The organism is Corallococcus sp. NCSPR001 (assembly GCF_017309135.1).
In the GTDB taxonomy this organism is placed as follows: domain Bacteria; phylum Myxococcota; class Myxococcia; order Myxococcales; family Myxococcaceae; genus Corallococcus.
In genome coordinates this window covers 4,251,843-4,265,463 of sequence record NZ_JAFIMS010000002.1, presented here as the reverse complement: position 1 = coordinate 4,265,463, position 13,621 = coordinate 4,251,843, and the positions used below count along the sequence as shown (strand labels likewise).

Here is a 13,621-nt window from a genome sequence, read left to right as displayed (position 1 = left end):
GAAACACGCGCACGGGGCGGGGGCGCCGTGCGCGGATCAACTCACGCCGCAATCAGTCATCCGGCTGTTCGGCGGAGACGGCCAGGTCGTCCGCGAACGGCGGCAGGGCAGGACCCAGCGACTCGGATTGGACGAGCACGGGCGTCTCCACCCGCAGGTCGGGGGTGTCCGCGAGGACGGGCTGGCGGCGCGGGGGGCCCTGGGTGACGAGCTTGCGGAAGTCCTCGAACTCGCGGCCCTGGATGCGGGCGAAGGCGTCGAACGGGGCGACCGCACCCACGGAGGACAGGGACTGGGACAACGCGTCTGCCCCGCCCTTCAGGTCCACCAGCACGGCGCCCGGCACCCGGCTGCTCTTGAAGAGCACCCGCATGTCCCTGGGCACGTGCGCCACCGGCACGAGCGCGGCCTCCGCGCCCCTGGCCTCCAGCATCTTCACCGCCGACTCCACGTTGGGCACCGGCACCAGCTTGAAGTGCTTCTGGGCATCCAGGTCGCCGCCCAGCACGACGTGGGAGACGAACTTGGGGTCCGCGGAGCCCGCGCCCTTGACCAGCGCCATGCGCTTGCCGGCGAGGTCCTTCACGGTGCCCTTCTGCAGGGAGATGATGGCCCAGCGCTGCTGCGTCTCACCGGAGCGCGGCGCGTACGCCACGGGCTGCGCCTTGGCGCCCAGTTGCACCGCGGCCCAGCCGTCCACCACGGCGAAGTCGATCTGCCCCTCCCCCACCGCCTTGGAGAAGTCCTCGTAGCGGCCGAAGCTCTTGGCGCCGACGGGGCGGCCCAGGCTGGCCTCCAGCTTCTGGGCGAGCGCCTCCGCGTACTGGAAGCGCTCCTGGCCGTCCGACAGCGTGGTGGCGAGGAACACGCCCAGCGTGGCCTTCTTCGGCGCGGCGGACGCGGGGCTGGCGACGGAAACAGCGAACAGCACGGCGGCGAGCAGGAGGCTCCCCCGCGCGACAAGGGATGGCGTCTTCACGGCGTCTCCTCCGCGACCCCGGTGGCCGGCGAGACGCCCTGCGCGTCACCCAGTCCATAGAGGCCCTGCAGGCGGTCCTTCCATTCCCGCACCTGGGCGGCGCGGGTGCCCGCGCCGGAGGCCAGGTAGCGGCGCCAGGCGTCCACGGCCTCGGCGGGTTCATGCCGGCGCTCCTGCGCGTCGATGCCCAGGTTGAGCGACGCGATGGGAACGGCGGTCTCCAGGCGCTTCCACGTCGCGAGCGCCGAGGCGCTGTCGCCCTGGCGCCAGTCCACGCACGCCAGGTTGTGCTGCACCAGCGCGTCGTCGGGCGTCGCGGCGAGCGCGGCCTTCAGCGCCTTCTGCGACGCCTTCATGTTGCCGGAGGCGTACGCGAGCGCCGCCTCACGCCGCAGCAGCGCGCCGGTGAGGTTGCCCATCCACTTCGGCTGCCCGGGCATGGGCTTCTTCTGGGCGGCGGTGAGCAGCTTGCGCGAGGGCGCGACCTTGCCCTGGCGGTAGAGCACCCACGCGTCCGCGAGCGTGCGCGTGTTGGGCCACGCCCACTCCGGCGCGGGCGTGAGGGAGCGCTTGATGCCGGCGGTGGCCTCCGCGAACCTCCCCTCCTCCGCGCGCGTGAGCGCCCGGGCGAAGGCGGCCAGCTTCGCCAGGTCCGCGCGCTTGCCGGTGCCCAGGCGGTCCACCGCGTCCAGGTCCCGGTTCGCCGCGGCGGCGTCGCCCGTCTCCAGCTTCGCCAGGGCCCGGCGCACCAGCACGCGAGGCAGGTTCGCCTCCGCCACCTTCGCGGCCGTCTTGGAGGGCCCCGCGTCCGTCAGCCGCTGCACGGCGGCGTCCACCTGGCCCAGCTCCACCTCCGCGAGCGCGGCGCCCGCGGAGGCCTCCGCGCGCTGATCCGGCTCCTGCGTGGCCTCACCGGACTGGGTGAACGCGGCGAGCGCTCCTTGCGCGTCGCCACCGCCCAGCCGGGCGTAGCCGAGCAGCAGGTGCTCGCGCCAGGTCACGCCCGGCAGCGTCGCCGCGCCCTCCAGCACCTTGCGGGCCTCCGCGTACTGGCGGCTGTCCAGGAGCGCCGCGCCCAGCCGGCGGGCCATGGGCACGGAGCGGTCCAGGTCATAGGCGCGGCGCAGGTCGCGCACGGCGTCCTCCAGGCGCTGGGTGCCGGCGCGGTCGCGCGCGCGGTGGGCCAGGGCCCGGGCCAGCCACTGCTTCGCGCCGGGGTGGCCGGGCTCGGCCTGGAGCGCGCTGCCGTAGTCCTCGATGGCCTGATCCCACTGGCCGGTGGCGAAGTGATCCGCGCCCAGCAGCATGTGGCCCAGCGCCTGGCGCGGGGCCATCTCCACCACGCGCCGGTGCACCTCCACCGCGCGCTGGTAGCGGCCGGCGCGGCGGTTGACGGAGCCCAGCGTCGCCCACAGCTCCAGGCTGCCGCCGCCCGACTTCACGGCGGACTCCAGGAACTGGATGGCCTCTTCGTGGCGCGCCTGCGCCTGGAGCGCCTTGCCCACGGCGATCTGCCCCATCAGCAGGCCGGGCTGAAGCTCCAGCACCTTGCGGAACTCCGCCTCCGCCTGCGCGGGCTGCTTCTGCGCGAGCCGCACGTCACCCAGCAGCAGGTGCGCGGCGGGCGTGGAGCCCAGCTTCATCAGGGCGGTGGCCTGCAGGTCCGCGCGCGGCACGTCGCCCGCGGCCAGGTACAGGCGCGCGAGGCGCTCCTTCGGCTCCGCCACCTGCGGGAACTTCGTCACCAGCCGCTCCAGCAGCGCGCGGGACTCCGGCACCTTGCCTTCCATCTCCAGCACGGCCGCGAGGCCGATCTGCGCGGTCGCGGACTCCGCGCGGCCGGCCTGCGCCTTCTCGAACGAGGCGCGCGCGGCACCCGCGTCCCGGCGGATGAGGTGCGCCTTGCCCAGCAGCTCGTGGATCTGGAAGTCGTTGCCCGCGAGCTTCTCCGGGCGCAGCACCAGGTAGCGCTGCAGCCGCGTCACGGCGCGGTTCCCGTCCTGGACGTAGAGGTAGTAGCTGGCCAGGTAGTAGTGGACGATGAGGTGGTCCGGCTGATCCGCCGCGGCCACCTGCTCCAGCACCGGCACCGCCTCCTGGAAGCGGCGCAGCTTGAAGTACGCGGTGCCCAGCGGATACGCGAGCGACAGGTCCTGCGGGTTCTGCGCGAACACCGGCGCCAGGCGCGTGGCCGTGCGCTGGAAGTCCTGGAGCGCGTTGGCGGCGCTGCCCAGGCCCGCGGCGGCGAACACGGACTGGGGCTCCTGCGTGAGCGCCTGTTCGAAGAGCTGGAGCGCCTTGGTGAACTTCTCCTGCGCCTCCTTCTTGTCGCCCTTGGCGAGGGCGGCGTTGGCGGACACCAGGACCTGCTCGCCCTGCTCCGTCATGCGCTGCGCCTCGGTGGCGGGCGGCGGGCGGAACTGGGCGAGCGCCGCCGGAGGGCCCGCCAGGGTGGCCATCAGGGCGAGCGCGGTGGAGACGCGGCGCGGGGAGCGGATGAATGGGCGCATGCGGTTCGTCACGGCGAGGGTGCGGGGCTGAATTCGGCGACGATGACGGTGATGTCATCGCGCTGGGGCTGGCCGGCGCTGTACGCGCGCACGTCCGCGAGGAGCGCGTCGCGAAGGGCGTCGGCGGGGAGGTGGGCGTGGGCCTGGAGCGCGGCGGCCAGCCGCTGCGTGCCGTAGAGCCGGTTGGCGCCGTCGCGCGCCTCGGTGAGGCCGTCCGTGTACCAGACGATGATGTCGCCGGGGCTCAGCTGCGCCTGGCGCGACGTGAACTGCGACGCCACGTTCGCGCCCAGCAGCGGACCGCGCGCCGGCAGCGACGCCATCTGCCGCGTGTTCCGGTTGTAGATGGCCGCCGCCGGGTGGGCGCCCGCCGCGTAGTCGATGCTGCCGCTGTACACGTCGATGACAGCGAGCGCGCTGGACATCTGGTGCTCGCCGCGGCCCACGTTGGCCAGCGTCACGTTGAGCGCGGTGATCAGCATCTGCGCGTGCACCTGCGACGGCTCGCGCAGCGTCATGGCGGAGGCGAAGCCGCTGGTGGCGCTGGTGGCGACCAGCGACGTGGACAGACCGTGGCCCGTCACGTCTCCGATGCCAATCACCACGCGCCGGTCGTCCAGCGCGGCGCGGAACCACCAGTCGCCGCCGCACGCGTCCGCGGGCACCACCAGCCCAGCCAGCCGCAGCGGCCCCACCGTCACGGCCTCGCGGCCCGGCAGGAGCGTCTCCTGTACGGTGCGCGCGAGCGACACCTCGCGCTCCAACTGCGCCTTGGCGCGCACGTCCTCCAAGAGGACCTTGATGCGCTCCGCCATGTGGTTGAACACCACGCCCAGCGTCGTCACCTCGCGGCCCGCGCCGGGCGCCGTGCCCGCGCGGGCGCCCAGGTCACCGGCGGCCAGCTGCATCACGCGGTGGGTGAGCACGCCCAGCGGCTTGGTGATGCGGCGGCTCTGGAAGGCGGCCAGCACGCCGGCCAGGACGACGAAGCCCAGGCCCAGTCCGACGATGCGCAGCGTGTTGGCGCGCACGGAGGCGCGGTTGTTCTCCTCCAGCTCGTGCAGCTGCTTCTGCAGGTCCTCCAGCGAGTAGCTGATGACCACCACGCCCTTGCCGGACTGCGAGCCGTAGTCGAGCGGCTCCTGGAACTCGAAGACGGGCTGGCCGTTGAAGAAGGCGCTGGCCCAGCGGCGCTCCGCGGCGCGGCCTCCGGAGGACTCACCCAGCTTGGCGGACGGGTCGCTGTCCGCGACGAGCTGCCCGTCCGCGTCGAACATCTGCACGCGCAGGATGTTGCGGTTGTCCGCGATGATGGAGCGCGCGACCTCCGTGAGGAACGCGTAGTTGTTGTCACGCAGGCTGGTGGCCGAGGTGAGCGCCAGCGTGTGGCTCACCGTCTGGCCCAGCTCGCGCGCCTGCGACTGGAGCCGCTGCGTGAAGCGGTCCGACGTCGCGGTGAGCTGCGCCTCCGTCGTCTTCGCGGACAGCGCGGCCAGCAGGCCGACAATCACGATGACCAGCGCGCCCGTGGTGAGCAGCAGCAGCTGATCCAACCGCAGCCCGCGGATGGCCGCCACGTTGGGCAGCTCTCCGGCCTCCATGGGCGCGATGACCGTGCTCGTGGGCTCCGCGGCCGGCAGCCCCAGCGCGCCGGTCAGCCGGGTCGCCGTGTTCTCCCCTCGCAGGGCGGTGAGCTCCCGGGAGTGCGTGCCGGTGTACTCCGGTGGAGGGGGCGGGGTGCCGGGCGCCGCATCGGACGCATCAGGTGATTCAGGGGCGGGGTCGAGGCGCGTGTTCGTACGGGACAAAGGCACACCTGGGGGAGCCCGCGTCGGAAGTACGCGGTCGGGGCGGGGCGGACTGTATCGCACTTCCTGATTGACGCGAGGAGTCCACCTGTCGGCGTATTCCTCGCGGCCGCCCCCTCACCCGCTCCCCCAACGGCCGTGCGATCCGCCCGGACCCGGAGCGTCCGAACCCCTCTGGGGGGCAGCACGTCACGGGGGCATGGATGAGTTCCGCTGATTGCCGCGTCGCGCCACCCGGGGGCCGAAAGGTGCTGGCGAACACCCGTGACATCAGGGTCCTTGAGTCGGGAGCCCGCGTTCGGAGTATAGGGGCGTCCCTTTCTTTCCCCTTCGAGGTCCTCCGCCCGTGTCACGGCCCCGGTTGATCAAAGAAAACTCCGCGCCGCTCTCCCTGCCCCGAGAGCAGCTCATCCGCATCCATGACCTGATGGTGAAGGCGCGCGTCCTGGAGGAGCGCCTGATCCAGATGTACAAGCAGGGTCACGGCTACTTCTGGATTGGCGGTCCCGGTGAGGAGGCGTTCAACGTCCCCCTGGGTCTGCTGATGAAGGTCGGCGAGGGCCCGGCCTACGACTACCTGCACGCGCACTACCGCCAGTCCGCGACGCTGCTCGCCATGGGCGAGGAGCCCATCGGGGCGCTGCGGCAGATGAAGAACACGGCCACGGACCCCTACTCCGGCGGCCGCAACTTCGCGGGCCACTTCAGCCGGCGCTCGAAGAACATCGCGCCCGTCACCTCCCCCATTGAAGTGCAGTACGCCGTCGCGCCGGGCACGGCCATGGCCCAGAAGCGCCACGGCGGCGACGGCATCACCATCGTCACCGGCGGCGACGCGGGCACGGCCGAGGGCGACTTCGCCAGCTGCCTCATCTGGAGCAGCCGCCCGGCGAACCCCCTGCCCATCCTGATCATCGTCACCAACAACAAGTGGGGCATCAGCACCACTTCGGACGGCCAGCACGGCGAGACGAACATCAGCGACCGCGCGCGCGCCTTCAACATCCAGGCGAAGACCATCAACGGCAATGATCCGGTGGAGTCCTACCAGGAGCTCCAGGCCGCGATGGAGTACGTGCGCAAGGAGCGCAAGCCCTTCTTCATCGAGGCGCGCGTGTCGCGCCTGTACGGGCACTCGTCCGCGTCCGGCGCCAACTTCGTGAACGAGGAGCAGGACTGCCTGCGCCTCTTCGAAGCGCGGCTGGAGCAGGAAGGCGTCCTCAGCCGCGAGCAGATGGACGAGGCGCGCAACCGGTACTCGGAGGAGCTGGCCGCCGCGGCGCGCACCGTGCGTGACGAGCCGCAGCCGTCTGGCGACTCCATCTGGGAACACATCTACGCGGAGAAGAAATAACCATGGCGAACATGGCACAGGCCATCCGCATGGCCCTGCACTACGCGGAAGAGAACCTGGGCGTCACCGACATCTTCGGCGAGGACGTGGGCGCCCCGCTGGGCGGCGTCTTCACCTGCACGCAGGGTCTGAAGACGGCGTGGAACAGCCCCTTGGACGAGCGCGGCATCATCGGCGCGGCCATGGGCCTGGCGATGGCGGGCCACCGCCCCGTCGCGGAGATCCAGTTCTGCGACTACATCTACAACACCATCGACCTGCTCAAGCTGGCGGGCAACACGCACTGGGCCACGAACGGTGACTGGGCGGTGCCCATGGTGGTGCGCACGCCCGTGGGCAGCGGCATCCGCGGGTCGCTGTACCACTCGCATTCCTTCGACGCGACGATGACGCACATCCCCGGCTGGAAGGTCGTCATGCCCTCCACGCCGCTGGACGCGTACGGCCTGCTCATCTCCGCGTGCCAGGACCCCAACCCCGTCATGTTCCTGGAGCCCAAGGCGCTCCTGCGCGTGAAGGGCGAGGACCGCATCCCGGGCGAGCCCGACGACGACCGCGCGCTGTCGAAGATGATCGACGCGCCCCTGGGTGACCGCTCGCAGTGGAAGCCCCAGTGGCCGCTGGTGGAGGCGTTCGCCATCCCCATTGGCAAGGGCAAGCTCGTGCGCGAGGGCACCCAGGCCACGGTCATCAGCTACGGCCGCACCATGCCCCTGTGCATCAAGGCCGCCGCGCAGCTGGCGGAGGAGGGCCTGAGCGTGGAGGTCATCGACCTGCGCTCGCTCTGGCCGTACGACTGGGACATGATCAAGGCCTCCGTCCAGAAGACGGGCCGCGTGCTCTTCGTCAACGAGGACACCGAGGTGACGAACTTCGGCGAGCACCTGGTCCGGCGCACCGTGGAGGAGCTGTTCTACTCGCTGCTCGCGCCGCCCCGGCTGGTCGCCGGCAAGTTCGTCCCGGGCATCGGCCTGGCGGACGCGCTGGAGATGGCGTCCGTGCCGCAGCAGAACGACATTACCACCGCCCTGCGCAACCTCTGCCGCGAGCAGCCGTAAGCAGGCCCGGGTTTCCGCCCACACCGCAGAAAGACATCCGGGCCGCCGTTCCTCTTTGGAGGCCGGCGGCCCTGTCGTTAGAATCCCAACTTCCGTGTCCCAGCCCATCGTCCGCACCATGACCCCCGCCCCAGACGCCAACGCCTTCCGCATCCGCCGCGCGCGCCGTGGTGACGCCGAGGTCATGGCCCAGCTGCTGCGTGAGCTGGGCTACCCCCAGGGCACCGATCAGCAGACGGTGCACTGGGTCATCAGCCATCCGGAGATTGAGATCTTCGTCGCGGGAGATCCGCAGGACCGCGCGGTGGGCATGGTGTCCTTCTCCCACCGGCCGCAGCTGCGGCTGCGCGGGCGCGTGGCCACCGTGGACGAGCTGGTGGTGTCCGAGGGCTGGCGCCGCCGGGGCGTGGGCCGCGCGCTGCTCGCGCAGGTGGCGCAGCGGGGCAAGGTGCTGAGCGTGAAGCAGCTGCAGCTCATCGCCCCCATCAACGTCACCGAGGAGACGCGCGCCTTCTACCGGGCGTGCGGGTACGTGGAAGGTGACTCCGGGGTGTTCCGCCACTCGGAGTACGAGACCCAGAAGTAGCGGGAAGCGCCGCGAGGGCCCGGCATCCTGGCCGGGCGCCTCCCGCGGCGAATGTGGCTTTTCAGCGCTTGAAGCTCGCGATGACGCGGCGCAGGCGCTCGTGGTCCTCTTCGCTCACGTCGATGAAGCGCACGCCGATGGCCTCCGCCTCGTCGCGCACCCAGGCCACGACGCCGGTGAGGTGGAACTCCTCCCCGTCGATGACCATGGCCAGCCGCACCTGCGCGCCCACGTCGTAGGACTTGCGCGTGCGCAGGCACAGGCCGCCCGCGGACACATTCAGGGAGTAGGCCCGCAGCGCCCTGGCCGCGTCCTCCATCTGCTCGAAGCGCACTTCGAACCGCGCCGCCACGCGCTCCTCGGCGCGGCGGTTCATGTACGGGTCTGGCTCCACCGGCCCATCCAACTTCGTGTTCATGCGCACCCTGACCCCCTCGGTTCTCGGACCGGAAGTGTCGGCTGGTTTCCAGGCCCGGTTCAAGGGCCCCCGGACAACGGAATCGCTCGTGTAAGTCCCAGGCTACTTCGACGCCAGGAGTTTCCGGATGAGTGCACGTCTCGTGTTGTTGGGTGGAGCCTTGATGCTGGGGCTGTGGGTGGCGGGCTGCGATGACGGCGAAACTGTCCGCCCGCCAACGGATGGGGGGACGACCCTGGATTCCGGGACCGACGCCGGTGATTCCGGGACTGTCGATGCTGGCGATGGCGGCGGCGGGAGCTCCGGCTTCGCGTGCAACGTGGCGAAGCAGGAGGGCTGCGCCGCGGGCCAGAGCTGTCTGTACACGGACCTGGCGGATGGCGGCACGGGCAGCCAGTGCTTCGCGGCGGCGTGCGACGTGGTCCGTCAGGACTGTCCGTCCGGGCAGCGGTGCACGTACGTGGGCTCCGACGCCGGCACCACCGAGCGCCAGTGCGTCGCGGCGGGCACCGCCACGGAAGGAGCGGCCTGCACGCTGGCCGAGTCGCCCGCGGGCCAGACGTATGACACGTGCGCGGCGGGCCTGTACTGCAAGGACGAGTCGCAGGGCGACGGCGGCATCGCCTTCTTCTGCCGCAAGCTGTGCCACGCGCCCTCCGACTGCGGCACGGGCGAGTGCAACACCGTGCTGCGGCTGTCCGGCACGCGCGAGCTGCCGCTGGTGTGCGGCCCCGCGTCCGCGCGCTGTGATGCGTTCGCCCAGGACTGCGAGAGCCCGCTGGGCTGCTACCCCGCCGCCAACGGCCCGGTGTGCGCGGGCCAGGGGTCGCTCGGGGAAGGCGCCGCGTGCGAGTTCAGCAACCAGTGTTCACGGGGAAGCACCTGCGTGATGACCGGGGACACCGGCGCCTGCCGGGCGCTCTGCCGCACGCCCGCGGGCTCACCGGGGTGCGCGAACGGCGCGACCTGCCGGCCCATCAACAACAACGGCGACGTGGGGGCCTGCGTCCCGTAGGCAACGGATTGCCCACGGACGGAAGCTTCCACCTCCAGCATGGCGAGCGCGCGGGGCCTCCAGGGGCCCGGCCCGCCACCGCGTGGGGGAAGCCCTGCTCCGTGCGTGCCCGGCCCGGGGATGTTCAAGGCCCGCCGCGATTGGCGCGCGCCATGAATGCCCGGGTCGCCGCGCGGGCACATCGTGCACATTGTCTGGCGCCGGGAGGTCGTGGGCATGGGTCTGAGGAAGGCGCTGCGCTGGGGATGTTTCGGGGCCCTGTGCGTGCTGGTGGGGTGTGGAGGCATGGATGACGGCCGCTCGCCGGAGGAGGACTCCGGGCCGGGCCGCGCGGACGCGGAGGTCAACGCGCCCGCCGCCACGGAGTCCGTGGAGGCCGCCCCTACGCTGACGCTGCATGACGGGCACCAGGTGCAGGCCACGCCGCCCGTGGCGCCCCTGCCCACGAAGTTCCAGCCCGCCTTCCACCAGTCGCTGCGCGAGTCCGTCTCCGTGGGGAGCTTCACCACGTACCGGCTCAAGGTGCCCCTGGGGCGCGCCGGAAGCCGCGTGCGCGTCACCTTCCGCTCCGGCGACGGCGGCCTGACGCTGCAGCGGGCCACGGTGGCGAAGGCCGGCCCCAACGGCGCGCTGGACTCCGCGCCGGTGGCGCTCACCTTCGGCGGTCAGCCGGGCTTCACCACGGGCACGCGCACGCTGGTGACGTCGGATCCGGTCGCGTTCCCGGTGGGCTTCCGCGACGAGGTGGCCATCTCCTTCGAGGTGAAGGGCGCGCTGGGCAAGAGCCGCATCCAGGCGTTCCCGGACAGCTGGATGAAGACGGGCGCCTACGCGACGACGCAGGGCGCGCTGGGCGGACAGGCCTGGGAGTACGCCACGGGCGTGGCGACGGTGGACGTGGAGGGCGCGCCGGGCCGGGCCTTCGTCGCCATTGGTGACAGCATCACCGAGGGCTACACGGGCACGTGGAACGACACGCGCAACGCGTGGCCGTCCCGGGTGGAGAAGCAGCTCGGGGTGCCGGTGGTGAACTCGGGCGCGTCCGGGCAGGGCTTCTGGGACGCGAACCTCCAGCTGCCGCAGGAGGTGCTCTCCCTGCAGGGCGTCACCGACTGCGTCGTCCTGCTGGGCGTCAACGACCTGGCCGCGGAGGGCATGACGGTGCCCAAGCTGCAGCAGCGCATGACGCAGCTGCTGGATCAGCTCCAGCCCATGTGCAAGCTGTGGGTGAGCACGCTGCTGCCCAAGGAGAAGATGGGCTCGGACGGCGGCGACTTCGAGCTGATGAAGGCCCAGCGCCACGAGTTCAACGCGTGGCTGCGTGGCCTGACGCGCGCGCAGGTCATCGACCTGGAGGCCGTGACGCGGCAGCCGGGCAACGTGGACCTCTTCATCGACGGGCTGGAGGTGGACGGCATCCACCCGTCCGTGGAGGGCCACCGGGTGATGGCGGACGAGGTCGCGCGGACCCTCAAGGCGAAGGGCGGCCTGTAGCGCCTGCCCGGCTGGAAAGCGCACGGGGGGTTTGAATAGTTTCGGGGCCGCCGCGTCCAGGCCGTGTTCCCTGACCTTCCCTTCTCCTTGGAGCGTCCCCCATGCGCGCCCTTCCCGCCGCCCTCGTCGCCGCCGTCCTCGCCCTGCCCTCCCTCGTCCACGCGTCCGCGCTGCGCTGTGACAACAAGCTCGTGTCGGAAGGCGCTTCCATGACGGACGCGCTGGCCAAGTGCGGCGAGCCCGTGACCAAGCAGACCAAGACGGAGTACGTGACCAACAAGGTCAAGGAAGGCAACCGGGATAGGACGCGCTACGGGGAGGCCTCCACGGAGGTCACGACCTCCACGACCGTGGAGGAGTGGACCTACAACTTCGGGCCCCACCGCCTCATGCAGGTGGCCATCTTCCGCGACGGCCGGCTGGTGGACGTGCGCAGCGGCTCCTACGGCTACTGAGGCCCCAGGTACTGCTCCAGCAGCTGGCGCATGAACGCCGGCCGCTGGCGCAGGGTCTCGCGGAAGTTCAGCAGGTGCACGCGCCAGTCCTCCACGGAGGCCGGCTGACTCCAGCGCGCCACCTGGCCAGGCATCTCCAGTTCGAGCGCCTCCGCCGCCGCGTCCAGGGCCGCCGTCACCCGCTCCGCGGCGAAGGTGTGCTCGGTGTGCCAGAGGAAGCGCTCGACGAAGCGGGCCTTGAACTCCGGCGACTGGAGCAGCCCCCGCAGGAGCAGCGTGGACCAGGCCCCCACCTCCGACGCTTCATCCAGCACGCGCCCCAGGCTGTCCTGGTCCGGGCCGTACACCAGGGCGAGGTCCAGGTCGTACACGAGCCAGCGCCAACGGCCATCGTGTCCCAGCGGCGCGTCCGGCTCGGGCTTCTTCGTGCGCAGCCGCCAGAACTTCACGTTGTTCTGCGGCCAGTCCGTGTTGCCCAGGTAGAGCTGCGCGGCCTGGTAGTCGATGAAGTCCGCCACATCCATCCGCGCGCTCACCCAGGCGAGGTGCTCCGGCACCGCTAGGTCGTGCGTCGCCACGTAGTCGATGAGCTCCTGGTAGGGCTGCTCGTCCCCCGCCTCCCCCACGTCCAGGATACCGGAGCCCTCCAGGATGACGGCCTTCTTGCGGTCCACGCCGTAGTGCGACGCCAGGTAGTACTCGTCCATGCGCTCGCGCAGCTCGTGCAGGCCCCAGTACTCGCCATTGAGGAACACGAGCGTGGGACGGCAGGCCTGGAGCGCGAGCCGCGTCTCGGCCAGCAGGCCCTGGAGCACGCAGTCGCGCAGCTTGGTGATGCCCTGGTCCTGTCCGGACGTGCGCACCAGCAGCCGCGTGAACTCCGTCACCGGGGAGCCGGGGAACACCGCCCCCGCGAACGTCTTCGGGCCGTAGTCCTCCTTCGCGTACAGCCGCAGGCTCTTCTGCGGCAGCACCGCGCTGCCCGTGCCGTGGATGCGCACGCCCGCGTCCTGGGCGAACACGCGCTGGCCGGAGGTCTCGAACCACTCCACGTGGACGGGGCGCTCCCACTCCTTGCCGTTCTGCATGTAGTTGGCCGCGAACGGGTCGTCCGGCCGGGCCTCGGCGGCGAGCCCGGGGACGTAGATGCCCGTCACCGGGTCGAAGAAGTTCGCCGCGTCCGTGACGAGCGACAGCACCGGCAGCGAGTACGGCTCCCGGCCAATGACGAACGAGCGCGTGCGGACCGGGCCCACCGGCTCCGTGCCCTTGTATTGCCGGTAGCGCACCACCGCGACCTGGGGCGGCTCCTCCAGCGGCGAAACCCACCGCGAGCCTTCCGCGGCAGCGGGCACCGTCGTGGGCACGAAGGACCACCGCACCGGAGGCGTGGAGCGCGCCAGCAGCGCGATGGGAGCGAAGTAGCGCGGCGACTCGGGCGTGGGCGTGGAGCCGTCCCGCGTGAAGTACGTGCGCAACCCCCTGGCCGTGGGCAACGCCAGCAGCGTCTCCGGCTGATAGAGCCCGGGCCGCGCGTCGAACGTCAGGTGCTGGAAGTCGACGCGGGCGCGCGCCTCTGAACCCAGCCTGTCGCGCGCCACCACCTCCAACGCCAGCGTGCGCGGGCCCGGCCACCAGGGCAGGCTCCAGCGGCCACTGTCGAGGGTGGCATGGCCCAGGAAGCGCCCGTCCTCGTACACCTCCACCCGGGAGGGGCCCGCGTCGCTCGCCACCGTGCCGAACAGCCGGTGCGTGTCCGGCGCGTGCCCGTCGAGGGTGACGTGAAGCCCGGTGGGCGGTGGGAGCTCGGCCTCGTTCAGCCGCCGCTCGGGGGCGGGCTCACAGCCGGCCCCCGCGAGGACGAGGAGACCCAGGAACAAGGACGCGAGGCGACGGAGACGCATGGAGGTCTCCGTCCTGTACCAGACAATGCTTTGACCTCAC

11 protein-coding genes are annotated in these 13,621 nt (G+C 71.6%); 6 read left to right on the top strand and 5 right to left on the bottom strand.

The window, feature by feature from the left end; translation table 11 throughout:
• Positions 1 to 52 precede the first annotated feature (52 nt).
• Genes JYJ93_RS19360 through JYJ93_RS19350 form a run of 3 tightly spaced genes read right to left on the bottom strand, consistent with a single transcriptional unit; the run spans position 53 to position 5,297 of the window.
• Positions 53 to 979, bottom strand: a complete 927-nt coding sequence (locus JYJ93_RS19360; RefSeq protein WP_269012462.1) for a PhnD/SsuA/transferrin family substrate-binding protein — start codon at positions 977 to 979, stop codon at positions 53 to 55.
• Positions 976 to 3,489, bottom strand: a complete 2,514-nt coding sequence (locus JYJ93_RS19355) for a tetratricopeptide repeat protein (protein WP_206793395.1) — start codon at positions 3,487 to 3,489, stop codon at positions 976 to 978. The genes JYJ93_RS19360 and JYJ93_RS19355 overlap by 4 nt, the downstream gene beginning before the upstream one ends.
• An 8-nt stretch (positions 3,490 to 3,497) precedes the next feature.
• Positions 3,498 to 5,297, bottom strand: coding sequence for a SpoIIE family protein phosphatase (locus JYJ93_RS19350; protein WP_206793393.1), 1,800 nt, complete (start codon positions 5,295 to 5,297; stop codon positions 3,498 to 3,500).
• Positions 5,298 to 5,643: 346 nt separating this feature from the next.
• Here JYJ93_RS19350 and JYJ93_RS19345 point away from each other — a divergent pair, with 346 nt between their 5' ends.
• The 3 genes from JYJ93_RS19345 (at position 5,644) to JYJ93_RS19335 (ending at position 8,295) form a co-directional block, all read left to right on the top strand.
• On the top strand, positions 5,644 to 6,651 hold the full coding sequence (locus tag JYJ93_RS19345) for a thiamine pyrophosphate-dependent dehydrogenase E1 component subunit alpha (protein WP_120620521.1): 1,008 nt from the start codon (positions 5,644 to 5,646) through the stop codon (positions 6,649 to 6,651).
• A 2-nt stretch (positions 6,652 to 6,653) separates the two neighbouring features.
• Positions 6,654 to 7,709 carry a transketolase C-terminal domain-containing protein gene (locus JYJ93_RS19340; protein ID WP_206793391.1) on the top strand — a complete coding sequence of 352 codons (1,056 nt, stop codon included), beginning with the start codon at positions 6,654 to 6,656 and terminating at the stop codon, positions 7,707 to 7,709.
• A gap of 94 nt (positions 7,710 to 7,803) precedes the next feature.
• The gene (locus tag JYJ93_RS19335) at positions 7,804 to 8,295 is read left to right on the top strand and encodes a GNAT family N-acetyltransferase (RefSeq protein ID WP_269012463.1); all 492 of its coding nucleotides are present in this window, start codon (positions 7,804 to 7,806) and stop codon (positions 8,293 to 8,295) included.
• A gap of 61 nt (positions 8,296 to 8,356) precedes the next feature.
• Here JYJ93_RS19335 and JYJ93_RS19330 read toward each other — a convergent pair whose 3' ends face one another.
• On the bottom strand, positions 8,357 to 8,713 hold the full coding sequence (locus JYJ93_RS19330) for a TIGR02266 family protein (RefSeq protein WP_014397565.1): 357 nt from the start codon (positions 8,711 to 8,713) through the stop codon (positions 8,357 to 8,359).
• 127 nt (positions 8,714 to 8,840) lie between these two features.
• Here JYJ93_RS19330 and JYJ93_RS19325 point away from each other — a divergent pair, with 127 nt between their 5' ends.
• From JYJ93_RS19325 to JYJ93_RS19315, 3 genes are all read left to right on the top strand, one after another.
• Positions 8,841 to 9,728 (top strand): hypothetical protein, encoded by an 888-nt coding sequence (locus JYJ93_RS19325; protein WP_242543861.1) that lies wholly within the window; start codon positions 8,841 to 8,843, stop codon positions 9,726 to 9,728.
• A gap of 216 nt (positions 9,729 to 9,944) precedes the next feature.
• Positions 9,945 to 11,222, top strand: a complete 1,278-nt coding sequence (locus tag JYJ93_RS19320) for an SGNH/GDSL hydrolase family protein (protein ID WP_206793389.1) — start codon at positions 9,945 to 9,947, stop codon at positions 11,220 to 11,222.
• Between the two features lie 101 nt (positions 11,223 to 11,323).
• On the top strand, positions 11,324 to 11,677 hold the full coding sequence (locus JYJ93_RS19315) for a DUF2845 domain-containing protein (protein ID WP_206793388.1): 354 nt from the start codon (positions 11,324 to 11,326) through the stop codon (positions 11,675 to 11,677).
• Here JYJ93_RS19315 and JYJ93_RS19310 read toward each other — a convergent pair.
• Complete coding sequence (locus JYJ93_RS19310) at positions 11,671 to 13,581, bottom strand: CotH kinase family protein (RefSeq protein WP_206793386.1); 1,911 nt, start codon at positions 13,579 to 13,581, stop codon at positions 11,671 to 11,673. The two genes, JYJ93_RS19315 and JYJ93_RS19310, sit on opposite strands and share 7 nt — an antisense overlap.
• Between the last annotated feature and the right edge of the window lie 40 nt (positions 13,582 to 13,621).

Excerpts from the sequence above, each read along its gene's own strand:
- JYJ93_RS19310 (WP_206793386.1), bottom strand. The coding sequence starts at position 13,581 with ATGCGTCTCCGTCGCCTCGCGTCCTTGTTCCTGGGTCTCCTCGTCCTC.
- JYJ93_RS19355 (WP_206793395.1), bottom strand. The coding sequence starts at position 3,489 with ATGCGCCCATTCATCCGCTCCCCGCGCCGCGTCTCCACCGCGCTCGCC.
- JYJ93_RS19330 (WP_014397565.1), bottom strand. The coding sequence starts at position 8,713 with ATGAACACGAAGTTGGATGGGCCGGTGGAGCCAGACCCGTACATGAAC.
- JYJ93_RS19315 (WP_206793388.1), top strand. The coding sequence starts at position 11,324 with ATGCGCGCCCTTCCCGCCGCCCTCGTCGCCGCCGTCCTCGCCCTGCCC.
- JYJ93_RS19325 (WP_242543861.1), top strand. The coding sequence starts at position 8,841 with ATGAGTGCACGTCTCGTGTTGTTGGGTGGAGCCTTGATGCTGGGGCTG.
- JYJ93_RS19340 (WP_206793391.1), top strand. The coding sequence starts at position 6,654 with ATGGCGAACATGGCACAGGCCATCCGCATGGCCCTGCACTACGCGGAA.
- JYJ93_RS19320 (WP_206793389.1), top strand. The coding sequence starts at position 9,945 with ATGGGTCTGAGGAAGGCGCTGCGCTGGGGATGTTTCGGGGCCCTGTGC.